20 protein-coding genes and 1 riboswitch are annotated in these 22,211 nt (G+C 72.3%); of the genes, 13 read left to right on the forward strand and 7 right to left on the reverse strand.

All coding sequences use genetic code 11. The features are described from left to right. Positions 1-9: 9 nt before the first annotated feature. From ACXJKB_RS11550 to ACXJKB_RS11565, 4 genes are read left to right on the forward strand one after another with little or no spacing between them, the layout of a single operon-like run. Positions 10-951 (forward strand): carbohydrate ABC transporter permease, encoded by a 942-nt coding sequence (locus ACXJKB_RS11550; RefSeq protein ID WP_300049177.1) that lies wholly within the window; start codon positions 10-12, stop codon positions 949-951. After that, positions 951-1,859 (forward strand): carbohydrate ABC transporter permease, encoded by a 909-nt coding sequence (locus ACXJKB_RS11555; RefSeq protein ID WP_457188437.1) that lies wholly within the window; start codon positions 951-953, stop codon positions 1,857-1,859. The genes ACXJKB_RS11550 and ACXJKB_RS11555 overlap by 1 nt, the downstream gene beginning before the upstream one ends. Further along, positions 1,859-2,926, forward strand: coding sequence for an ABC transporter ATP-binding protein (locus tag ACXJKB_RS11560; protein WP_457188439.1), 1,068 nt, complete (start codon positions 1,859-1,861; stop codon positions 2,924-2,926). Before ACXJKB_RS11555 ends, ACXJKB_RS11560 begins: the two co-directional genes overlap by 1 nt. Then, entirely contained in the window at positions 2,926-4,002 is a 1,077-nt protein-coding gene (locus ACXJKB_RS11565) for an ABC transporter ATP-binding protein (RefSeq protein WP_457188441.1), read from the forward strand. Before ACXJKB_RS11560 ends, ACXJKB_RS11565 begins: the two co-directional genes overlap by 1 nt. A 20-nt stretch (positions 4,003-4,022) precedes the next feature. Here the strand turns inward: ACXJKB_RS11565 and ACXJKB_RS11570 are convergent, their stop codons facing one another. After that, positions 4,023-4,388: a response regulator gene (locus ACXJKB_RS11570; protein WP_457188443.1), complete on the reverse strand. Its 366-nt coding sequence runs from the start codon at positions 4,386-4,388 to the stop codon at positions 4,023-4,025. 134 nt (positions 4,389-4,522) lie between these two features. Between ACXJKB_RS11570 and ACXJKB_RS11575 the strand changes: the two genes are divergently transcribed. The 4 genes from ACXJKB_RS11575 to ACXJKB_RS11590 all read left to right on the forward strand — a co-directional run bounded on the left by ACXJKB_RS11575 (position 4,523) and on the right by ACXJKB_RS11590 (position 9,253). Beyond that, complete coding sequence (locus ACXJKB_RS11575; protein WP_457188445.1) at positions 4,523-6,499, forward strand: ATP-binding protein; 1,977 nt, start codon at positions 4,523-4,525, stop codon at positions 6,497-6,499. A 64-nt stretch (positions 6,500-6,563) separates the two neighbouring features. Then, positions 6,564-7,565, forward strand: a complete 1,002-nt coding sequence (locus ACXJKB_RS11580; RefSeq protein ID WP_457188447.1) for a hypothetical protein — start codon at positions 6,564-6,566, stop codon at positions 7,563-7,565. Between the two features lie 6 nt (positions 7,566-7,571). Next, entirely contained in the window at positions 7,572-7,991 is a 420-nt protein-coding gene (locus ACXJKB_RS11585) for a hypothetical protein (protein WP_457188449.1), read from the forward strand. Next, the gene (locus tag ACXJKB_RS11590) at positions 7,931-9,253 is read left to right on the forward strand and encodes a hypothetical protein (RefSeq protein ID WP_457188450.1); all 1,323 of its coding nucleotides are present in this window, start codon (positions 7,931-7,933) and stop codon (positions 9,251-9,253) included. Before ACXJKB_RS11585 ends, ACXJKB_RS11590 begins: the two co-directional genes overlap by 61 nt. 12 nt (positions 9,254-9,265) lie before the next feature. On the opposite strand, the gene icmF is transcribed toward ACXJKB_RS11590, so the two are convergent. The 3 genes from icmF to ACXJKB_RS11605 all read right to left on the reverse strand — a co-directional run bounded on the left by icmF (position 9,266) and on the right by ACXJKB_RS11605 (position 13,901). Beyond that, positions 9,266-12,490: a fused isobutyryl-CoA mutase/GTPase IcmF gene (gene icmF, locus ACXJKB_RS11595; RefSeq protein WP_457188453.1), complete on the reverse strand. Its 3,225-nt coding sequence runs from the start codon at positions 12,488-12,490 to the stop codon at positions 9,266-9,268. Between the two features lie 155 nt (positions 12,491-12,645). After that, positions 12,646-13,134 carry a MarR family winged helix-turn-helix transcriptional regulator gene (locus ACXJKB_RS11600; RefSeq protein WP_457188455.1) on the reverse strand — a complete coding sequence of 163 codons (489 nt, stop codon included), beginning with the start codon at positions 13,132-13,134 and terminating at the stop codon, positions 12,646-12,648. Positions 13,135-13,145: 11 nt separating this feature from the next. Beyond that, positions 13,146-13,901: a helical backbone metal receptor gene (locus ACXJKB_RS11605; RefSeq protein ID WP_457188457.1), complete on the reverse strand. Its 756-nt coding sequence runs from the start codon at positions 13,899-13,901 to the stop codon at positions 13,146-13,148. Positions 13,902-13,989: 88 nt separating this feature from the next. Here ACXJKB_RS11605 and ACXJKB_RS11610 point away from each other — a divergent pair, with 88 nt between their 5' ends. Beyond that, the gene (locus tag ACXJKB_RS11610) at positions 13,990-15,123 is read left to right on the forward strand and encodes an aldehyde dehydrogenase family protein (protein WP_457188459.1); all 1,134 of its coding nucleotides are present in this window, start codon (positions 13,990-13,992) and stop codon (positions 15,121-15,123) included. A 16-nt stretch (positions 15,124-15,139) separates the two neighbouring features. Here the strand turns inward: ACXJKB_RS11610 and ACXJKB_RS11615 are convergent, their stop codons facing one another. The 3 genes from ACXJKB_RS11615 to ACXJKB_RS11625 are packed head-to-tail and all read right to left on the reverse strand — an operon-like array spanning position 15,140 to position 17,186. Continuing rightward, the gene (locus tag ACXJKB_RS11615; RefSeq protein ID WP_457188461.1) at positions 15,140-15,787 is read right to left on the reverse strand and encodes a hypothetical protein; all 648 of its coding nucleotides are present in this window, start codon (positions 15,785-15,787) and stop codon (positions 15,140-15,142) included. A gap of 56 nt (positions 15,788-15,843) precedes the next feature. Continuing rightward, a complete protein-coding gene (locus ACXJKB_RS11620) occupies positions 15,844-16,290 on the reverse strand; it encodes a GNAT family N-acetyltransferase (protein WP_457188463.1) in 447 nt (148 codons plus the stop codon). Beyond that, positions 16,287-17,186: an alpha/beta hydrolase gene (locus tag ACXJKB_RS11625; RefSeq protein ID WP_457188465.1), complete on the reverse strand. Its 900-nt coding sequence runs from the start codon at positions 17,184-17,186 to the stop codon at positions 16,287-16,289. Before ACXJKB_RS11625 ends, ACXJKB_RS11620 begins: the two co-directional genes overlap by 4 nt. Before the next feature lie 32 nt (positions 17,187-17,218). Further along, positions 17,219-17,328, forward strand: a riboswitch (TPP riboswitch). Here ACXJKB_RS11625 and ACXJKB_RS11630 point away from each other — a divergent pair. From ACXJKB_RS11630 to ACXJKB_RS11645, 4 genes are all read left to right on the forward strand, one after another. After that, positions 17,319-18,416, forward strand: coding sequence for a thiamine ABC transporter substrate-binding protein (locus ACXJKB_RS11630; protein WP_457188467.1), 1,098 nt, complete (start codon positions 17,319-17,321; stop codon positions 18,414-18,416). It overlaps the preceding riboswitch by 10 nt. A 53-nt stretch (positions 18,417-18,469) precedes the next feature. After that, entirely contained in the window at positions 18,470-20,104 is a 1,635-nt protein-coding gene (locus tag ACXJKB_RS11635; RefSeq protein WP_457188469.1) for an ABC transporter permease, read from the forward strand. 1 nt (position 20,105) lies between these two features. Continuing rightward, positions 20,106-21,101: an ABC transporter ATP-binding protein gene (locus ACXJKB_RS11640; RefSeq protein ID WP_457188471.1), complete on the forward strand. Its 996-nt coding sequence runs from the start codon at positions 20,106-20,108 to the stop codon at positions 21,099-21,101. Between the two features lie 27 nt (positions 21,102-21,128). Continuing rightward, positions 21,129-22,175 (forward strand): phosphatase PAP2 family protein, encoded by a 1,047-nt coding sequence (locus ACXJKB_RS11645; protein ID WP_457188473.1) that lies wholly within the window; start codon positions 21,129-21,131, stop codon positions 22,173-22,175. Positions 22,176-22,211: the final 36 nt, after the last annotated feature.

Below are 22,211 nucleotides of genomic sequence, written 5' to 3' on the forward strand. Positions count from 1 at the left end.
CCGACCCCGATGACCACCACGACCGACCACCCGGTGCAGGAGGCGTCCGCGGCGTCGCCGCCTGCACCGGGACGGTCCCCCCGCCTCACCGACCGCCGGCTGGCGCTGGTGTTCATCTCACCGGCCATGCTGCTGCTGCTGACGATGTCGGTGTTCCCGCTGCTGTGGGCGCTCTACCTGTCCTTCACCGACTACTCCGCCACGCGCGACGCGCCGGCCGACTTCGTCGGGTTCGAGAACTACACCACCATCCTCACGTCCCCGGAGGTCTGGCAACGGGCCCTCACGACACTGGTCTACGTCACCGGCGCCGTGGCGCTGCAGACCGTGCTGGGCTTCGGCATCGCCTACCTGATCTCGCGGCGGACCCGCGGTCGAGGGGTGCTGACCACCCTGTTCCTCGTCCCGATGATGCTGTCGCCGGTCGTGGTGGGCCTGTTCTGGAAGTTCATGCTCGACGCCCAGTTCGGGGTGATCAACTCCATGCTCGGCTCGCTCGGCTTCGGGCAGGTGGAGTGGCTCACCCGGCAGAGGACGGCGTTGTTCTCGCTGATCGTGGTCGACACGTGGCAGTGGACGCCGTTCATCATGCTCATCGCGCTCGCCGGCCTCACCGCGGTCCCGAAGTACCTCTACGAGGCCGCGTCCATCGACCGCGCGTCGGAGTGGTTCCGCTTCCGCCACATCACCCTGCCCATGGTGTGGCCGCTGCTGCTCATCGCGGTCATGTTCCGTGCCATCGAGGCATTCCGGCTGTTCGACCTCGTCTACATCCTCACCAGCGGAGGCCCCGGGGTCTCCACCGAGACGTTGTCGTTCCACGTCTACAAGGTCGCGTTCCTCGGCTTCAACACCGGGCTCGCGTCGGCGTACGGGATCCTCATGGTCCTCGTCGTCATCGTCCTGGCGCAGCTCTACCTGCGCTACCTGAACAAGCTCAAGGAGGGGTGATGGCCATCTCCATCGACGAGGCCGTGCCCGGCCCCGCCACGGACGACGCGCCGGCGGAGCGTCGCCGCGGCGGTCGGGGCCGGATGGTGGTCGAGGTCCTGCTCCTCACCGCGCTGGCGGTGGCCATGCTCTTCCCGGTGCTGTGGATGCTCGAGACGTCCATCAAGGAGAACCGCGACGTCTACGCCGTGCCCGCGAAGTTCTTCGGCTTCGACATCACCCTGGACCACTACAAGGACGTGTTCGTCGCGCGGGGCGGCGGCCAGTCGGACCTGTCCGGGTCGTTCCTCAACTCGGTGATCGTGGCCGGCGCGTCGACCGTGCTGGCCACCGTGCTGGGAGTCCCCGCGGCGTGGGCCTACTCGCGGTTCACCCTGAAGGCGAAGAAGGACCAGCTGTTCTTCATCCTGTCGACCCGCTTCATGCCGCCCGTGGTCGTGGTGATCCCGATCTTCCTCATGTACCGCGAGCTCGGGCTCATCGACAGCAAGCTCGGCCTCGTCCTCATCTACGCCGCGTTCAACGTGCCGTTCACGATCTGGATGATGAAGGGGTTCGTCGACGAGGTCCCCGCGGAGTACGAGGACGCGGCGATGCTCGACGGCTACACCCGTCTGCAGGCGTTCTGGCGCGTCACGCTGCMGCTGCTCGTGCCGGGCATCGCTGCGACGGCGGTCTTCGCCCTGATCTTCTCGTGGAACGAGTTCGTCTTCGCCATCTTCCTCACCTCCAGCCAGGAGGTGCGCACGGCACCACCCGCCATCGCCGGCCTGATCGGCGGCACCACCGTGGACTGGGGCCTGGTCGCGGCGTCGGCGGTGGTGTTCGCGCTGCCGGTGCTGGTGTTCGCCTACCTCGTGCGCAAGCACCTCGTCGCGGGCGTGACCCTCGGGGCGGTGCGACGCTGATGGCCGGCATCGAGGTGACCTCACTGCACAAGCGCTACCCCGACGGCACCGTCGCGGTGGAGCACGTGGACCTGTCGATCGGTGACGGCGAGCTGTTCGTGATGCTCGGCCCGTCCGGATGCGGCAAGACGACGACCCTGCGTGCGATGGCCGGCCTGGAGCGGCAGACCTCCGGCGACATCCGCATCGGCCGGACGCTCGTCAACGACCTGCCGCCGGCGGAGCGCGACATCGCCATGGTCTTCCAGTTCTACGCGCTCTACCCGCACCTCAAGACCCGCGACAACCTCGCCTTCCCGCTCCGAGCCGAGGGCAAGCCCGAGAAGGAGGTCAGGGAGCGGGTCGCCGAGGTGGCGCGGATGATGCAGCTCGAGCGACTGCTCGACCGCAAGCCGCAGCGCCTCTCGGGCGGCGAGCAGCAGCGCGTCGCCCTGGCCCGCGCCCTCGTCCGCCGGCCGCGGGCCTTCTTGATGGACGAGCCGCTGACGAACCTCGACGCGGAGCTGCGTGCGGACGTGCGCACCGAGATCAAGCACCTGCAGGCCGAGCTCGGGACGACGATGGTCTACGTCACCCACGACCAGGTGGAGGCCATGTCGCTCGGGCACCGAATCGCGATCCTCAACAAGGGCCGCGTCGAGCAGGTCGGCACGCCCCTCGAGGTCTACGACCGCCCGGCGAGCCTGTTCTGCGCCGCCTTCATCGGCTCGCCGCCGATGAACCTCATCGAGGTGCAGGTGGAGGAGGGTGCGCTGCACGGGCCCGGCGGGCTCGTGCTCACGCCGCCGGAGGGCCTGCCGCGCGACCGCTCGCTCGTCGCCGGCGTACGACCGGAGGCGCTCGAGGTGACCGCACCCGGCGCGGAGCACACGGTGCCGGCGCGGGTCGTCTCCGCCGAGGCGCTGGGCGACGAGATCATCTACGTCGTCGACCACGGCGGCGCTGCCGACGTCCGGGTCCGGATGCCACCGACGGTGCGCTTCGCTGCCGAGGACCGGGTCGGGCTGCGCCACGCCGGCGGGACCCCGCCGGTCTACGACACGAGCACGGAAGAGCTGGTGGCCTGATGGGAACCGTGGAAGCGCACGGGCTGCGCAAGTCGTTCGGCGACGTCCAGGCCCTCGACGGGGTCGACCTCGACGTGCCGGACGGATCGTTCTTCGTGGTGCTCGGCCCGTCCGGGGCCGGCAAGACGACGACCCTGCGCGCGATCGCCGGCCTCGAGAAGCTCGACGGCGGATCGGTGCACCTCGACGGCCGGGACGCGACCGCCGACACCCCGGCCGCCCGCGACCTCGCGATGGTCTTCCAGAGCTACGCGCTCTACCCGCGGCGAACGGCGTACGACAACATCGCCTCGCCGCTGCGGGCCCGCAAGACCTCCTCGAGCGACATCGCGGCCGCGGTCCAGCAGGTCTCGGCCCTGCTGCACATCGAGCGACTGCTGCAGCGCCGTCCCGCGCAGATGTCGGGCGGTGAGATGCAGCGCGTCGCGCTGGCGCGGGCCCTGGTCCGTCGCCCGCGGGCGTTCCTCATGGACGAGCCGCTCACCAACCTCGACCTCAAGCTGCGGGTGGAGATGCGCACCGAGCTCACCCGGATCCACCGGACCCTCGGCGGGACCTTCCTCTACGTGACCAACGACCAGGTCGAGGCGCTGTCGATGGCCGACCACATCGCGGTGCTCCGCGACGGGAGGGTGCAGCAGGTCGGCACGCCGACCGAGGTCTACGAGCGGCCCGCCAACAAGTGGGTCGCCGGTTTCGTCGGCAGCCCCCGCATCAGCCTGCTCGCCTGCCGGGCCGAGGGCGACCGGCTGGTCGGGGCGGAGGGCTGGTCCCTGCCGCGACCGCGGTGGACCACCGCCGAGGACGGACGGCCGCTGCTCCTCGGCCTGCGTGCCGAGGACGTGTCGGTCGAGAAGCGTGGTGAGACGGCGCTGGCCGGCGAGCTCTACGGCCTCGAGCCGCTCGGCGACCGCACCGTCGTCGACGTCAAGGTCGGCTCGGAGACGGTGAAGGTGAAGGCCAGACCCACCGTGACCGGTACGCCGGGGGAGCGGGTGTCGGTCACGGTCGACCTCGACCGCGCCCACATCTTCGACGCCGGCACCGGGCTGGCGCTCTCCACCACGGGGCGGTAGCCGACCGCACGGACCTCCGCTCAGCCCGCCCCGCTCCCCATGCCGGGCAGGGCGAGCAGGGTGTCGACGGCGGTGAGGAACTCGCCCCGGTTGAACGGCTTCGGCAGGAAGTGTCGGTGCTCGTCACCGACGTCGAGGTCGCCCGACATGATGAGCACCTTGGTGGACGGGCTGGTGCGGCGCAGCTCGTCGGCGACCGCGAGGCCGGTCATCCGCGGCATGTGGTGGTCGATGACGACGAGGTCGAATCTCTCCGTCGCCGTGTGCGCGAGGACCTCGGCGCCGTCCCCGGCGGTGGTCACGACGTGACCGGCGCGCTCAAGCACGTGGCCGATGAAGTCGCGGATGTCCGGCTCGTCGTCCGCGACGAGGCTGCGCAGGGCCATGGGACCGAGTGTGGACCCCCGGGGGTGCTGGTGTCCTGCCGTGGCGCGATTCTGGGGCGGATGTGAGCGGATCGTGCGGTGTGGGGTGCGCCGAACCTCGCTCGGGGGACTGTGAGCGGCCTTAGTCTTTGCGCATGACGAGGGCCCTGTCGCCGGCGCGGGCCGCAGCCTTCGCCACGGCGTACGCCCTGCTGACCCTCATCGGGCGGGCCACTGCCACAGAGGGTCAGGTCGTCAGCCTCATCTGGCCGGGCTCGGGTGTCGCCCTCCTCTGGCTGCTCGCCGAGTCGCCGCGCCACGTCCTGCGCGTGCTCGTCCCGCTGATGGCCATCCACTTCGGCGTGGTCCTCGCGACCGGGGTGTCGCCGCTCCTCGGCTTCTTCGGGGCTGCGTCGGTGACGCTGCAGACCGCCGTCACCGGACTCCTGCTGCGGCGCTGGTGCCCGACGATGCTCGGCGCCGGTGGTACCGCCAGCATCCGCTCGCCGCGCAACCTGGCGGCCATGGCGGGGGCAGCGGCCATCGGCTGCGCCCTGGGTGCGGCGATCGGGACGCTCGGGGTGTGGCTCGACGACGCGCCGGTGACGGTCCTGACCCCCATTGCCTGGTTCGCCCGGCACATCGCCGGCGTCCTCACCGTCGGGGCCGTCGGTCACCTGGCCTGGGAGTGGCGCACCCAGACGATCCCGGACCGTGTCCACGGTGGCTCGCGCACCGAGTGGGTGGTGCTCTGGGTCGTCTCGGTCACCGCGACGGTCCTGCTGTTCGTGCAGCCCTACCCGGTCGTCTTCCTCATCATCGGCTTCGCGGTGTGGTCGGCCGCCCGGTTCCCGACGTTCCCCGCCGCGCTGCACTGCCTGGTCCTCGGCGGCATCGCGCTCTGGCTGAGCCTCACCGGGCACGGCCCGTTCGACGCGATCAAGGACCCGGTGGCCGAGGTGCTGGTCTCGCAGCTCTTCATGGTCGCCGTGCTGCTCACCGGGCTGGCGGTGGGCGCGCTCGGTGACCGGGTCGACGAGTCGTACGCCGCCGCGACCGCGGCCCGCGCAGAGTCGACCGAGCAGGCCGAGCTGCTCGCCGAGATGACCGAGAGCATGGACGAGGGGCTCGTCGTGCTCGACACCGACGGCGGGGTCGAGCGCAGCAACGGCGCCAGCCGGCGGCTGGCGCACCGGGTGAGCCTGGCGACCACCGACGCCGAGGCGCTGGCCGAGCTGGTCGGCCTGCTGCTGGACCCCGACCCGTCCGCCACCGGCGCGATGCGTGCCGAGCTGGGCGTCGGCGACGTCGTCATCTCGTTGAGCAGCGGTGAGGAGGTCGTCCTCGCCGTCTCCCGCGCGACGCTCTCCCGTGCGAACGGTCGCCCCGGCGTCCTGCTCGTGCTGCGCGAGGTGACCGAGCACCGCTCCGGCCTGCGGCCGCTCGCGGGCTTCGCGTCGACGGCCGCCCACGACCTGCGCGGTCCGCTCTCGGCGATCCGCTCCTGGGTCGGCCTCGCAGCCGACGACCTCGAGCCCGACTCCCCGGCCGCGGAGCCGCTGCGCCGCGCCGAACGGGCGTCGAAGCAGATGGGGGAGCTCATCGGCGACCTGCTCGAGCACGCCCTCGCGGAGTCGGGTGAGCTCGCCGCCCGCGAGGTGCCCCTGACCGGCCCCGACGGGGTGCTGGACCAGGTCTCCGGGCTGCTCGGCCCCGACGACGTGCTCACCGCTGATCCCGACCTGCCGTCGGTGCGCGCCGACCCGGTGGCGGTGCGGCAGCTGTTCGGCAACCTGGTCGGCAACGCGGTGAAGTACGCCCGGCCCGGCGAGCCCGCGACCATCGCCGTCCGTGCGCGGCGCAAGGGATCGCGCGTCGTGGTCGAGATCGAGGACCGCGGCGTTGGGGTCGAGGACTCCGAGCGGTCGCTGATCTTCCAGCGCTTCCACCGCAGCGGCGCCGTACGCGCGCACTTCCGGGGGACCGGGATGGGGCTCTCGATCTGCCAGACCATCGTGCAGCGCCACGGCGGCACCATCGAGTGCCTCACGACCCCGCCGGGGAGCGGGACGGTCTTCCGGTTCGACCTGCCGGCGGCCGAGCCCGCCCTCGGCGGTCCGACCCCCGGCTGACCGACCCCGCCGGCCCGTCCGAGGCGGGAGGTTCGACCGCTCGCTCCCGTGGCACCATCTCACCGTGAGGTCTTCGGGGGCGGCGGTCTGCGGCGTGCTGCTGCTCGGCGCGCTGGTGACCGGGTGCACCGACGACGCGGACGGGTCCGCCGGGCCCGCGGGCCGGGTGGACGACGGGTCATGGCGCACCAGCACGGCGCCGGTCGACGCGTCGGGCCTGTCCTGGGCCGTCGGCTCGACGGTCCACCTCGCGGACGGCACCACCGTGGACACGGGCCGCCCGCCGCGGGCCTACGTCGTCGCGGGTGACGGGGTGTACTTCGTGCCGGCCGACGACGACGCATCCGCCGGCGACTCGGCGTTCACCGGCGCGGACCTGTGGTTCGTGCGCCCGGGAGCGGACCCCGGGTCGACCGGGCTCGAGGTCGCCGGGACGGGCCTTGCGCGCACTCCCGACGGGTCACGCCTCGTGGTGCTCGACGCGGACCACGACGAGGGCACCGCAGTGATGCGGTTCCTCGACCTGTCGTCCGGCGAGGAGACCACGTCCGAGGACGGGATGGACACCTCCGGCATCGACGACCCGGTCGACCACCTGCTGGAGGCGGAGGTGGAGATCCTCGCCGTCGACGACGAGCGCGTGCGCGCCCGCGTCATCGAGGGCGAGGAGGTCTACGACCTCCGCACCGGAGAGGGTGCGCCTGCGAGCGACGACGAGCCTCCGCTCGTGCGTGACGCGCTGACCAGCCCCGACGGGACATGGCGCATCGAGAAGCCCGACTCGGGCCCCGACCGCGTCGTCGACGCCGACGGACGGGCCGTCGACCTCCAGGTCCCGCAGGAGCGGTGGAACCTGTCCTGGTGGGCCGACGCCGACACCGTGGCCGGCACCGTGATCACCGGACCGGGCACCGGCAAGAAGACCACCGAGGGCGACACGGTCACCCTCCTGTCGTGCGCGGTCGCCACCGGTGAGTGCACGGTTCACGAGGGCTCGGCCGGCGAGACCGTGCTGTTCCCGCTGCGGTCCTCCGTGGCCGCGATCATGCTCCAGGGCGGGGGGTGAGAGGCGATGACCGATCCGGAGATCGAGCACCGGCGGCTGGTGTCGGGCGACGCAGCCGCCGTGCGTGGGGTGGTCGACGCCCTCGACGGCGTCCTGCACACGATGGTCGGCGTGCGGCAGGACCTCGCCGCCGCTGCGGAGGTCCCGGTCTGGTCGGGACTGGCCGCGATGGCGTTCGCCGTCCGGGCCGCGGGCCTGCGGCAGGGACTGGGCGTGACCCGCGCGACGCTGGTGCGCGGGCGCGGAGCCCTCGAGACGGCCGCCGCGGCCTACGAGTCCGCCGAGGACCGGCCGATCACTACATCTCCTTCTGGCGAAACCGGCCCTCGGGGCTGCCGCCGGCGATCGAGGAGATCTTCGCCCGCGTGGTCAACGCCCGCCTGCTGTCGGTCGGCTCCTCCTACAACCAGCAGCTCGCCGGAGTAGAGGCGGTCCTGCGCGGCGAGGACGTCGACCTCGACGACCTCGACGACGAGACCCGCAAGTGGGTCGAGGAGGGGATGGCGAAGAACGAGGGGTGGCTCGAGGGCAACGCCAGCGAGCTCGGGCCGATCATCCCCAACACCGCGGCCACCGGCGACGGCAGGGGTTGGATCCCGCAGGGCCTGGGCTACGACCCGGCGACCGGGACGCTGCTCCAGTCCTACTACACGAAGGACGGTGAGGGGCACGGCGATGCGTCCTACCTCGCCCTGATCGACGAGGCGACCGGCGCAGAGGTCGGCGAGGTGACCCTCGGCGACACCCATCTCGATGCGGACGGCAACCCCGTCAGCGGCGGCAAGCCCACGCACGCCGGCGGTGTCAGCGTGCGCGGCGACGACGTCTACGTCGTCGACAACGGCGAGGTCTACACCTACTCCCTGGCGGCCCTGCAGGCCGCGTCGCACGGCGAGACCGTCCCGCAGAAGGCGCCCCCGCAGACCGGCCTCGACGGCGGGTCGTACTCAGCGGTCAAGGGCGGGAGGCTCTACCTCGGTGACCACGAGAAGGACGAGCTCCACGTCTACGAGCAGGACTCCTCCGGGCAGTGGGTGAAGGTCGACACCGTCGACACGCCGCCCCACTGCCAGGGCGTCCTGGTCCGCGACGGGGAGTACGTCTTCAGCGCCTCCTCGGGCCGCCACGAGGACCACAGCCAGCTCTACGTGCAGGACCTCGACGGCAACCGCAGCGAGCCCTACGACCTGCCGAGCATGTCGCAGGGCGTGGTCGAGGTCGACGGACAGCTCGTGGTGACCTACGAGTCGGGAGCCGAGGAGTTCGACCACGCGATCACTGGGACCTCTGGCTGGTGGTGGCTGCGCGACGACTACGGCGACCTCTGGGCCAACCCCCACATGACCCGCACCCCGCTGTCCGAGCTGGGTCTTTCGGAGGACGTCGACGTGGAGCCCGGCACCCTGCTGGGTGCGGCCGCCGAGCTCTCTGCCCTCGTCGGGCCCGTGAAGGCCGCGGCCGACGAGGTCCGCAGCCTGCGGGTCCCGGCCGGGGCGCTCGGCGAGGTGCCACGCGCCGCCACGCTCGCCGCGACGGTCGAGGGCCTGCTGGGTGCTGCCGCGAGCAGCCTGGGCACGGGCGCCAGCGCGATCTCGGCGGCGTCGGAGCTGCTCACGACGACCTCGCACGACTACGCACGGACCGACGACCACGTGGCCGTCGGCTTCCGGGGCGTCACGCCCGGCTGAGCCGCCACCGCCTCACACGTTGCGGCGGTACTGGCCCCCGACCTCGAAGAACGCCTCGGTGACCTGCTGGAGCGAGCAGACGCGAGCGGCGTCCATCAGCACGGCGAAGACGTTGTCGCCCGAGATGGCGGCGTCCTTGAGCCGGGCGAGCGCCTCCTGCGCCTCGGCGCCGTGCTCGGCCTGGAAGCCGCGCACGCGGGCGAGCTGCGACTCCTTCTCGGACTCGGTCGCCCGGGCCAGCTCGACCTCCTTGGGCTGCGCGTCGGCGGCCGACTCCTTGACGAAGGTGTTCACGCCGATGATCGGCAGCGAGCCGTCGTGCTTGCGGTGCTCGTAGAGCATCGACTCGTCCTGGATCCGGCCGCGCTGGTAGCCCGTCTCCATCGCGCCGAGCACGCCGCCGCGCTCGTTGATCGAGTCGAACTCGGCCAGCACGGCCGCCTCGACGAGGTCGGTGAGGTCGTCGATGACGTAGGAGCCCTGGAGCGGGTTCTCGTTCATCGCCAGGCCCCACTCGCGGTTGATGATCAGCTGGATCGCCAGCGCGCGGCGCACCGACTCCTCGGTCGGGGTCGTCACCGCCTCGTCGTACGCGTTGGTGTGGAGGCTGTTGGCGTTGTCGTAGATCGCGATGAGCGCCTGCAGCGTGGTGCGGATGTCGTTGAAGTCCATCTCCTGCGCGTGCAGCGACCGACCGCTCGTCTGGACGTGGTACTTCAGCTTCTGCGAGCGCTCCGAGGCGCCGTACTTCTCCTTCATCGTGACCGCCCAGATGCGGCGGGCGACGCGGCCGAGGACGCTGTACTCCGGGTCCATTCCGTTGGAGAAGAAGAACGACAGGTTGGGCGCGAAGTCGTCGATCTTCATGCCGCGTGCGAGGTAGGCCTCGACGTAGGTGAAGCCGTTGGCGAGGGTGAAGGCGAGCTGGCTGATGGGGTTCGCCCCGGCCTCGGCGATGTGGTAGCCGGAGATCGACACCGAGTAGAAGTTGCGCACCTGCTGCTCGATGAACCACTCCTGGATGTCCGCCATCATCCGCAGACAGAACTCCGTGGAGAACAGCGCCGTGTTCTGGCCCTGGTCCTCCTTGAGGATGTCGGCCTGCACGGTGCCGCGGACGTTGGCGAGGGCGTACGCCGCCACGCTCGCGCGCTCCTCGGCCGACGGCTCGCGGCCCTCCCGCTCGCGGAACGCCTCGACCTGCTGGTCGATGGCGGTGTTGAGGAAGAACGCCAGGACGGTGGGGGCGGGGCCGTTGATGGTGAGGGACACCGACGTCGTCGGGGCGACGAGGTCGAAGCCGTCGAAGAGCTCCTTCATGTCGTCGAGCGTCGCCACGCTGACGCCGGACGTGCCGACCTTGCCGTAGACGTCGGGGCGCGGGTCGGGGTCGCGGCCGTAGAGCGTCACCGAGTCGAACGCCGTCGACAGGCGGGTCGCGTCGGTGCCCTCGGAGAGGATCTTGAAGCGGCGGTTGGTGCGCGCGGGATCGCCCTCGCCGGCGAACATCCGCGCCGGGTCCTCGTTGTCGCGCTTGAAGGGGAAGACGCCGGCGGTGAAGGGGAAGTAGCCGGGCAGGTTCTCGTTGCGCCAGAAGCGCACGAGCTCGCCGTGGTCGGTGAAGCGGGGGAGCGCGACGCGCGGGATCTTGTTGCCGCTCAGCGACTCCCGGGTCAGCTTGGTGGTGATCTCGCGGTCGCGCACTACCACGACCTGCTCGTCGCCGGAGTAGGACTCCACGACGGCGGGCCAGCGCTCGACCTGGTCGGCCACCTCGTGCGGGACGGCCTTGCGCGCCTGCTCGAGGAGGGCGGCCACGCCGCCCGCGTCGCCGTCGGCCAGCTGGTCGGCGACGTACTGCACGCGCTGGAGGTTGCGCGCCGCCTCGGCCAGCTCTGTCGTACGACCGTGGTAGCCGCGGACGGTCTCGGTGATCTCCGAGAGGTAGCGGACGCGGTCGGCGGGCACGACCTGGCGGATGCCGGAGGAGTGGCGGACGTCGACGTGGGGGAGCGTGCCGTCGGTCACCTCGAGCCCGGCGCCGGCGAGCTCGGCGCGCAGGTGCTGGTAGAGCGCGGTGACGCCGTCGTCGTTGAAGGTCGCGGCGCTGGTGCCGAAGACCGGCATGTCGTGCGGCTGCTTGCCGAAGGCACCGCGGTTGCGGACGAGCTGGCGGCCGACGTCGCGCAGCGCGTCCTTGGCGCCGCGGCGCTCGAACTTGTTGATCGCCACACTGTCGGCGAAGTCGAGCATGTCGATCTTCTCGAGCTGCGAGGCGGCGCCGAACTCCGGCGTCATGACGTAGAGGGAGTGGTCGACCAGCGGCACGATGCCGGCGTCGCCCTGCCCGATGCCGGGGGTCTCGACGATGACGAGGTCGTTGCCGGCGGCCTTCATCACCGCGATCACGTCGGCGAGGTGCTCGGGAACCTCGTGCGCGCCGCGCGTGGCCAGCGAGCGGAAGAACACGCGGTCGCCGTCGAGGGAGTTGGCGCGGATCCGGTCGCCGAGCAGCGCGCCGCCGCCCTTGCGCCGGGTCGGGTCGACCGCGATGACCGCGATGCGGAGCTTGTCCTGCTGGTCGGTGCGGAAGCGGCGGACGATCTCGTCGGTGAGGCTCGACTTGCCCGAGCCGCCGGTGCCGGTGATCCCGAGCACGGGTACGACGCGGCTCGCGGCCGCGCGGCGTACGTCCCCGATCAGCGACTCGTCGAGGCGGCCGCCCTCGGCGCCGGTGATCGCGCGGGCGACGGCGAACCGGTCGCCCGAGAGCACCTGCTCGACCGTGACCTGGCGGTCGGCCCACAGATCGACGTCGCAGTCGGCGACGACGGAGTTGATCATCCCGACGAGGCCCATCTTCTGGCCGTCCTCGGGGGAGAAGATCGTGACGCCGGAGTCGCGCAGCCGCTGGATCTCCTTCGGCACGATGACGCCGCCACCACCGCCCACCACGCGCACGTGGCCCGCGCCCGCGGCGCGCAGCGATTCGACGAGGTACTCGAAGTACTCCACGTGGCCGCCCTGGTAGGACGACACCGCGACGCCCTGGACGTCCTCCTCCAGTGCGGCGTCGACGACCTCCTGCACCGAGCGGTTGTGGCCGAGGTGGATGACCTCGCAGCCCTGGCTCATGAAGATCCGCCGCATGATGTTGATCGAGGCGTCGTGGCCGTCGAACAGCGCGGACGCCGTGACGAGGCGGATCGGGTGCGTGGGGGTGTGAAGGTCGGCCATGAGCCGATAGTAGGACTTCCAACTAATACTCGCGAGTCACCAGGTTGTCCCCGGCGCGATCCCCGGATATCCGGGGAACTTCACACTTGTCGGCCGAAACTTCAGCCGACAAGCGGGAACATCACCGGATATCCGGGGAAGTTCCCCGCGCCAGCTCAGACGTCGCCCAGCCCCGACCGCAGGCCGGTCAGCCGGTCGGTGAGCTCGCGTACGTCGCCCTCGGGCAGCCCGGGGGTCTCGAAGACCTTGCGGTTGAGGGCGTGCGTGGCCTCCTCGACCGCGTCGCGGCCGGCGTCCGTCAGCACCGCCCGCACGACACGCTTGTCCTCGTCGCTGCGCACGCGCTCGACGTAGCCCTGGGTCACCAGGCGGTCGACCGCGCTGGTGACGCTGGTCGGGTGCACCTGCAGCAGCGACCCGAGCCGCGACATCGGCATCGCGGCGCCGCGGCTGAAGGACAGCAGCCGCAGCACCTCGTAGCGGGCGAACGTCAACCCGCGCGGGCGCAGCACGGCGTCGATGCGTTCCATCAGCAGCTGCTGGGCGCGCACGACCGAGGTCACCATCGCCATTCCGTCGGCGGCATCGGCCCAGCCGTGGGCCACCCACTGCCGGTGGGCCTCGCTGATCGGGTCGCGCGTCATGGGACGGGAGGCTACCCAGCCAGGCCGGTCAGCACGGCGTGCGCCTCGACCATCGCCGGGCCGTACCACGTGAGCAGCCGCCCCGACACCAGCCGCGTCGGCGTGCGAAGCGCCTCGGGGCCGTCGTCGGCGGTGAAGACGTAGGGCTCGTCCGGGAGCAGCACGACGTCCGCGCCGACGCCGTCGATGTCGTCCGGGGTCACCGTCGGGTAGCGCCCCTCCCTCGCTGCCGGACCGTGGGCCAGCACGTTCGTCAGCCCGGCCCGGGTGAGGAGGTCGTCGGTGTAGGTCTGCGACCCGACGACCATCCACGGGTCGCGCCAGATCGGCACGGCGACGCGGAGGCGCGGGGCGGCGGGGGCGGACCACAGGGCGCGGGCATCGACCAGCCACGTGGGGTCCGGCAGCCCGAGGGCCTCGTGGAGCAGCCGCGACATCGAGTCGAGCGACTCCTCGACGGTCTCGATCCGCGTCACCCACACCGCGACACCGGCGTCGCGGAGTCGACGTACGTCGAGCTCGCGGTTCTCCTCCTTGTTGGCCACGACGAGGTCGGGGGAGAGGGCCCGGATCGCCGCGAGGTCGGGGTTCTTGGTGCCGCGCACGCGGGCGACGTCGAGGTCCGCGGGGTGGGTGCACCAGTCGGTCGCACCGACGAGCCGGTCGGGTGCCGTGACCGCGAGCGCCTCGGTCAGCGACGGCACGAGCGAGACCACCCGCGTCGCCGGCACCGGCAGCGGTACGTCGGCCCCGAGGTCGTCGCGCATGTGCCCGAGGCTAGCCACCCCCGTCGCACGGTGGGGTTCGCACCACCGGGTGAGGAGCGCCGGGTGGTCGGCGTGGTGGAGTTGTCCCATGAGCAAGCACGCCCGTCCCCGGGGGCTGCCGGTGGACGGCGTGGAGCGGCCCACGGCCGACGGCTGGACCTTCCCGGCGCGCAACCCCGCGACGGCGGAGCCGCTGTGGGACGTGCCCGACGCCGGGCCCGCCGACGCCCGCGACGCGGTCACCGCCGCGCGCCGCGCCTTCAACGCGACGCAGTGGAGCACCGACGCCGACCTGCGCGCCGACGCCGTACGACGTCTCGCCGCCGCGGTCGCCGAGCACGCCGACGACCTGGTCGCGCTGATGGCGGCCGAGACCGGGGTGCCGGTCGCGCTGCGGTCAGCCCATCTCGACGACGCGGTCGCCGCGATGGCGTCCGGGACGGCGTCCGACCCGCGGCGAGGACCGGCCGGCGTCACGGTCGTCGTCACGCCCGCCACCTCACCCCTGTCCGTCGCGCTCGCGGAGATCGGTCGCGTGCTCGCCGACGGCGGGACCGTCGTGCTGAAGCCCGCGCCGGAGGCCGCGACCGCCGCGCTCGAGCTCGGCCGGATCGCTCTCGACGTGCTGCCGCGAGGCGTGCTCAACGTCGTCACCACCCGCGACGTCGACGTCGCCATCGGGCTCAGCCTCGACGAGCGCGTCGACGCGGTCTCCCTCACCGGGTCGCCCTTCGTGGCCGAGCGGATGCAGGTCGCCGGTGAGCGGGCCGGCAAGCGCGTCCGCCTCGACGTCGGCGGGCCGCGCACGGTCCGGGTGGCCGACGACGCCGACCTCGCGGCGGTCGTCTCCGCGGCGGCGTACGACGTCGCAGCCAACGCCGGACAGGGCTGCGGGCTCCCGACGAGCGTCGTCGTGCCCGTGCACCGGCACGCCGAGGCGCTGCAGGCCGCCGTCGCCGCCATGGAGGACGTCGCGGTCGGTGACCCGACCGACCCCGCCACCCGGTGCGGGCCGCTGCGCTCGGTCGTCGCCCGCGACCGGGTGCGCCGCTACGTCGACCTCGGTCGTGCGGAGGGCGGCGACGTCGCCCTCGGCGGTCAGCCGCTCGACCGGCCCGGTTGGTGGTTCGCGCCGACGGTCGTCGGCGGTGTCGCCCCCGGATCGCGGCTGGTCCGCGAGGAGGTGCTCGGCCCGGTGCTGATGGTGGTCCCGGCGGGCTGACCCGCGGGCGCGGCGCTCACTCCTCCTCGTCGAGGTGCGGGTCGGCGAGCAGGTACTGGGTGAGCTTTCCCTGGTGGGTGCGGTCGTGGTGGCGTGCGGGCTCGGGGACCATGCGACCCTCCGCGGCGTCCCAGAAGCGGTCGATGCGCCGCGCCACCGCCCGGGCGAGGTGACCCGCGACGCCCTGGTGCGGGATCCACGGGTGCGGGCGGGTGGGCGAGGCGAGCTCGGCGTGGTGGAGACGGGTGCCGAGATCCTCGGTGCCGTGGTCCTCGTCGAGCAGCGCCTCGGCGAGCCGGAGCTCGAGCGCGCACACCGTGCCGAGCTCGCGGCGCACCTCCGCCCAGATCTCGGGCCACGGCCGGCTGACGGCATAGAACGAGCCGTAGAGCCGGGCCTTCACCTGGCCGAGGGCCTCCTCGTAGGTGCGGCTCGCGGCGAGGTACTCGTGGGCGAGGTCGTGGCCCCCGGGGAGGTGGCGCACGAGGGGGGCGATCGCGTCGACCATCGCCGCGTTGTGGCGGCTGGCGATGGCGAGGAAGGTGTCGATCGCGGTGTAGTGGTCGCGGGGGTGACGCCGGTCGCCGCGCGCGCTGCTGGCCAGGTCGAGGCGGTACTGGAGGTCGTGGTGGGTCGTGGCGAGGTCGTGGGCGAGGGTGATCACGGCGATCATCTCCTTCGAAGAGCCGTGTCCCTCCAGTCTCGCTCGCCCGGCACCGATCACAAGGTGGAGGGACGCCCCTCGCGGGCCATCGGCACGTGCATGACGCCGTCCTCGTCGAACTCCGGACCCGTCACCGCGAAGCCGTAGCCCTCGTAGAAGGCGGTGAGCCCGGTCTGGGCGTCGAGGCGCACCTCGCGGTTGCCGCAGAGGGCCATCGCCTCGTCCATCATCACGGCCGCCAGGCCACGCCCCCGGGCGGCGGGGGCGACCACCACGCGGCCGATCCGCGACCACCCGCCGTCGTCGAGCACGCGCAGGGTGCCGATCACCGCGTCCTCGTCGTCGAGGAGCACCAGGTGGCGGGTCGGGTCCTCGAGGTCACGGCCGTCGAGGTCGGGGTAGGGGCAGTCCTGCTCCACGACGAAGACCTGCTGGCGCAGCCGCCACACGTCGTACGCCGTGCGCACTGGCAGCTCGTCGAAGCCGGCGACCAGCACCCTCACCGGAGGAACTCCGTCACCTGGCGGAAGGCGCGGGCGCTCTCGGGGACGAAGGGGAGCAGGCCGTAGACGTGGATCAGGTCCGGCTCCTCGATCGCGGTGAGGTCCCAGCCGGCATCCGCGCCCCGACGCGCCAGCAGGCGGCAGCCGGGGGCGAGCAGGTCGCGGGTACCGTAGAGCATCAGGGCCCGCGGCAGCCCGGTGAGGTCGCCGAGCGCGGGCGACACCTCGGGACGGTCGAGGCCGTCGGCCGACCCCGCCCACCACGCGGCGTACGCCTGCACCTTGCCGATGAACAGCCACGGGTCGAGCGCGTCGGCGGCGAAGGTCTCCGGCGTCGAGGTGGTGAGGTCCACCCACGGCGCGTGCATCACGAGCGACGACGCCTGCGCCAGTCCGCGGTCGCGCATCGACAGCGCCATCGACAGCGCGAGCCCACCGCCGGCGGAGTCGCCGGCGAGCACCGCGCCGCCCTCCGAGCCCGCCCACCGCGCGGCGTCGTCGACGAGTGCGTCGTGGGAGTCCTTCCACGTGTGCTCGGGCGCGAGCGGGTAGTCGGGCATCACCACCCGGGCGCCGATCGCGTCGGCCAGGCGGGTGGCGTAGCGGACGTGGAAGGGGTCGATCGGCGCCATGTAGCCGCCGCCGTGCACGTAGTAGAGCGTCCGCGTCACCGCCCGGCCGCGTGGGGTGAGGAGGTGGCACGGGAAGCCGATGTCGGTGACCGTGGCCTCCCACCGCTTCGCGAAGCGAGGGACCGCGCGGGTCGGCAGCGTCCGGTCGAGGGTGGCGTGCCAGGCCTCGACGCGTGCCCGCTCGGTCGGCTCGTCGTCGAGCTCGCGCGAGCGGCGCAGCGCGGGCACCAGGCGGGCGAGGAGGTCGTGGCGGCGGCTCGGCATGGGAGGCAGCGTAGGGGGAGGCTAGGGTTGGACCACGAAGACAGGGGAGCACGTGCAGGCGTGCTGAGAGTGCGGACCAGCCGCAGACCCTCCGAACCTGATCCGGTTAGCACCGGCGCAAGGGAGTCACACATGTTGCACGTACGCGTCCGCGCTGCCCTCACGGCCTCGAGCCTCGCCTCCGTGGCGGCGCTGTCCCTGGTGGGCTGCAGCCTCGCCGGGGGTGGCGGTGACGGGTCGACCGCCACCGAGCCGTCGGCCTCCTCCGCGGGGGCCGAGCAGGGCGGCGGCACCGTCGTCCTGGCCACCCACGAGTCCTTCCACCTGCCCAAGAAGCTGGTGAAGGCGTTCGAGACCGAGACCGGCTACGACCTCGAGGTCCGCGCCGCGGGCGACGCCGGCACGCTGGCCACCAAGCTCAGCCTCACCGCCGACAACCCGGTCGCCGACGCGGCGTTCGGCATCGACAACACCTTCGCGTCCCGCCCGCTCGGCGAGGGCGCGTTCGCCGAGGTCACGACCACGGCGACCCCGCCGGCGGAGTACGCCCTGCCCGAGGGCGGCGACCGGCTGGTGCCGATCGACTCGGCCAACGTGTGCGTCAACGTCGACACCGCGTGGTTCGAGCAGGAGGGCCTCGAGCCGCCGCGCACCCTCGAGGACCTCACAGACGACCGCTACCGCGACCTCTTCGTGACGCCGGGCGCCTCGACCAGCAGCCCCGGGATGGCCTTCTTCCTGGCGACGGTCGCCGCCTTCGGCGACTCGTGGCCCGACTACTGGACCGAGCTGCTCGACAACGGCACCAAGGTCGTCGACGGGTGGGAGGACGCCTACTACGGCGACTTCACCGCCGCCGCCGACAACGGCACCCGCCCGATCGTCGTGTCCTACGACTCCTCCCCGGCCTTCACCGTGAGCGGCGGCAGGACCACGACGGCGGCGCTGCTCGACACGTGCTTCCGGCAGGTGGAGTACGCCGGTGTGCTGGAGGGTGCCGACAACCCCGACGGCGCCGCGGCCCTGGTCGACTGGATGCTCACCGACGAGGTGCAGAGCGCGCTGCCGGAGTCGATGTACGTCTTCCCGGTGATGCCGGGCGCCACCGTCCCCGAGGACTGGGCCGAGTTCGCGCCGCAGCCGATTGACCCCTTCGAGGTGGACCCCGCCGAGATCGACGCGAACCGCGAGCAGTGGCTGACCGACTGGACGGACGTCATCTCCCGGTGAGTCCCGCCACGTCCGGGTTCGTTCCTCGCCCGGCCACTCGACCACCGAGGGCTTTGCGCCGGATCGCCGGCCTGCTCGCCCTCGCGGCCGCGCCGGTCCTGGTGCTGGGCGTGCTCTTCGTCCTGCCGGTGGCCGGCATGGTGGCCGAGGGGTTCGTGGTGGACGGGCGCTTCGCGCCGGGCGCGGTGCTCGACGTCCTGGCGCGGCCTCGCGTGCACCGGGTCGCCTGGTTCACCGTGTGGACCTCCGGGCTCGCGACGCTGCTCGCGGTCGCCGTCGGGCTGCCGGCGGCGTACGCCCTGCACCGGCTCGCGCTGCCGGGCCGCACGGCGGTGCGCGCGGCGCTGCTGGTGCCGTTCGTGCTCCCGACGGTCGTCGTCGGTGTCGCCTTCCGCCAGCTGCTGGGGGAGGGCGGCCCGCTGGGGTTCCTCGGCCTCGACGGCACGCCGATCGCCATCGTCTGCGGGCTGGTCTTCTTCAACGTCGCCGTCGTGGTGCGCACCGTCGGGGTCGCGTGGGAGTCGCTCGACCCGCGGCCCGGGCAGGCCGCGGCTGCGCTGGGTGCCTCGCCGTGGCAGGTGCTGCGCACCGTGACCCTGCCGGCTCTGCGGCCCGCCATCGTCGGCTCCGCGAGCATCGTCTTCCTCTTCTGCGCGACCGCCTTCGGCATCGTGCTCACCCTCGGCGGGGTCCGCTACTCGACGGTCGAGACCGAGATCTACCTGCTCACCACCACCGTCTTCGACCTGCAGGCCGCGGCCGCGCTGTCCGTGCTGCAGATCGTGGTCGTCGTCGGCCTGCTCGCCCTGTCCGCACGGCTGCGGGCGACCCCGGACCCGACGGCCCAGCGCGTGGTGACGCCCGTGCGGGCCGTACGCCGCTCCGACGCGCCCGTCGTCGTCGCGACGCTGCTGGTGCTGGCGGCGATGCTCGTGCCGATCCTCACGCTCGTGCTCGGGTCACTGAGCGTCGGCGACGGCTGGGGCCTGGACAACTACCGTGCGCTCACCACCGCCGGCGACGACCAGGTCCTCCTCGTGCCGGTCACCGCCGCACTCGCGACGAGCCTGCGCACCGCGGTCGACGCCATGTGGATGGCGCTCCTCGTCGGTGGCGTGGTGTCGCTGATCGTGACGCGCCGCTCGCACTCGGTCGGCGAGCGGCGGGTGCGCTCGACCCTCGACGGCTTCTTCATGCTTCCCCTGGGCGTGAGCGCGGTGACGCTCGGCTTCGGCTGGTTGATCACCCTCGACGAACCGCCGCTCGACCTCCGCGACTCGCCGCTGCTCGTGCCGATGGCCCAGGCGCTGGTCGCCCTGCCGCTCGTCGTGCGCACCCTCGCCCCCGTGCTGGGCGGGATCGACGACCGACAGCGCCAGGCCGCCGCCTCGCTGGGCGCCTCCCCGTGGCGGACGCTGCTCACCGTCGACCTGCCGGTGGTCTGGAAGCCGATGCTCGCCGCGTGCGGCTTCGCCTTCGCGGTGTCGCTGGGGGAGTTCGGCGCGACGTCCTTCCTGGCCCGCGACACCAACCCGACCCTGCCTATCGTGATCTTCCGGCTGATCGGGCATCCCGGGGAGATGAACTACGGCATGGCCCTGGCCGCCTCGGTCGTGCTCGCCGTCGTCACGGCCGTCGTGGTCCTGGCCGTCGAGCGCCTGCGCGTGCCGGGTGTGGGAGCGTTCTGAGGTGCTGGCACTGCGGGACGTGACCGTGCGCTACGGCGACACCGCGGCCGTCGACGACGTGTCGCTCGAGCTCGCATCGGGACAGGTGCTCGCCGTGCTCGGCCCCTCGGGCTGCGGGAAGTCCACCCTGCTGCGCGCCGTCGCGGGCCTCGAGCCGCTCGCGTCCGGCTCGATCGCGTGGGACGGCGCCGACCTGGCCGGCACGCCCACCCACAAGCGCGGCTTCGCGCTGATGTTCCAGGACGGCCAGCTCTTCGCCCACCTGACCGTCGCCCGCAACGTCGCCTACGCGCTCCGGCTCCGTCGTACGCCGTCGGCGCGCGTCGCCGCGCGGGTGCGCGAGCTGCTCGACCTCGTCGGGCTGTCGGGGTACGACGACCGGCTTCCCGGCACGCTGTCCGGGGGAGAGCGGCAGCGGGTCGCCCTCGCCCGGGCGCTGGCCGTCGAGCCGCGGCTGATCCTGCTCGACGAGCCGCTGTCGGCGCTCGACGCCTCCCTGCGCGAGCGCCTGGCCGGCGACCTGCGGTCGATCCTGCACGCGGCGGGGACGACCGCCCTGCTGGTCACCCACGACCACGAGGAGGCCTTCGCGCTGGCCGACCGGCTGGCCGTGATGCGTGGCGGGCGCGTCGTGCAGCACGGCGCGATCGACGAGGTGTGGCGCGAGCCGGTCGACGAGGAGACCGCCCTGTTCCTCGGCTACGCGCGGGTGGTGCGCGACGATGCTGCCCACCGTGTGCTGGCCGCCGCCGCGCTGCCGCCGGCGTACGCCGTCGCGCTCCGCCGCTCCGCCCTGGTCGTCGACGACGCCGGTTCCCTGCACGCCGTCGTGGAGTCCGCACGCGTGACGCCGGAGCTGGTCCGGCTGGTCGTCCGCGTCGAGGGCGTCGGCATCGTGGACGCCGTCGCTCCGCTCGGCGGCCGGGTGGCCCCCGGCGACGAGGTGTCGCTGCGCGTCGACGTGACGCGTCTCGCTGTGCTGCCGATCACCCGGTGACGGTGGCGCGTCCCTACACTGACGTGCGTGTACAGACCGGCCTATGCCCTGCTCGTGGGAGTCGCCGCCACCATGGGCGCGCTGGCTGTCACGGCCGCGCTCGTGCTCGACCGCCCTCTGGTCGACCCGGAGGGCTTCCTCGGTCCGTCGTGGCTGCGGCTGCCGCTGCTGATCCTCGGCGCGTTCCTGCTCGACATCCTGCCCCGGACGCTGTGGTACTCGCGGATGAACCCGGCGCTGATGCGCGACATCGCGCGCACGCGGATCCGCGAGCACTGGGACCGCGAGCGCATCACTCTGGTGGTGCTCGGGCTCGTGTCCTTCTACATCACCTACGTCTGCTACCGGAACCTCAAGTCGTTCCTCCCCTTCATCATGGGCGAGGACAAGTACGACCGCGAGCTGCACCTGGTCGACCGGGCGCTGATGTTCGGCCACGAGCCGGCGACGATCCTGCACACGGTCTTCGGCACCGGGTTCTCCGCCCACATCCTGTCCACGATCTACCTGTGGTTCCTGCCGCTCGTGCCGCTGGCGCTCGCCGCCTGGCTGGTGTGGTCGCGCAACATCACCTTCGGCTACTGGTTCGCCACCTCGCAGTGCCTGGCCTGGTCGCTCGGCACCGCGTCCTACTTCGCGCTGCCGACCCTCGGTCCCGGCTTCCAGTACAGCTACCTCTACGCAGACCTCCCCGACACCGGGTCGAGCGCGTTGATGGAGTCCCTGTTCTACGGACGCAAGGGGGTGATCCGCGACGGCGCGGAAGGAGCCGTGCAATCCGTGGCCGGCTTCGCCTCGCTCCACGTCGCGATCACCCTGCTCGTCGCGCTGATGGTGCAGTACACGCTCCGCAACAAGGTCCTGCACATCGTGTTCTGGACCAACTTCGCCATCACCGTCGTGGCGACCCTCTACTTCGGCTGGCACTACATCGCCGACGACCTCGCCGGCGTTGTGATCGCCCTCTTCTCCTTCTGGCTCGGCGGGCTCGCGAGCGGGCAGAAGTTCGATCGACATGGCTTGGCGAGCCATCCGACCTCGACGACCAGCCAGGTTCCCGTCGACGCCGAGTGACCGGCGTACGCCCTCGTCCCTCGTTGCCCCCGCGAT

Source organism: Nocardioides sp. P5_E3 (genome assembly GCF_054049275.1).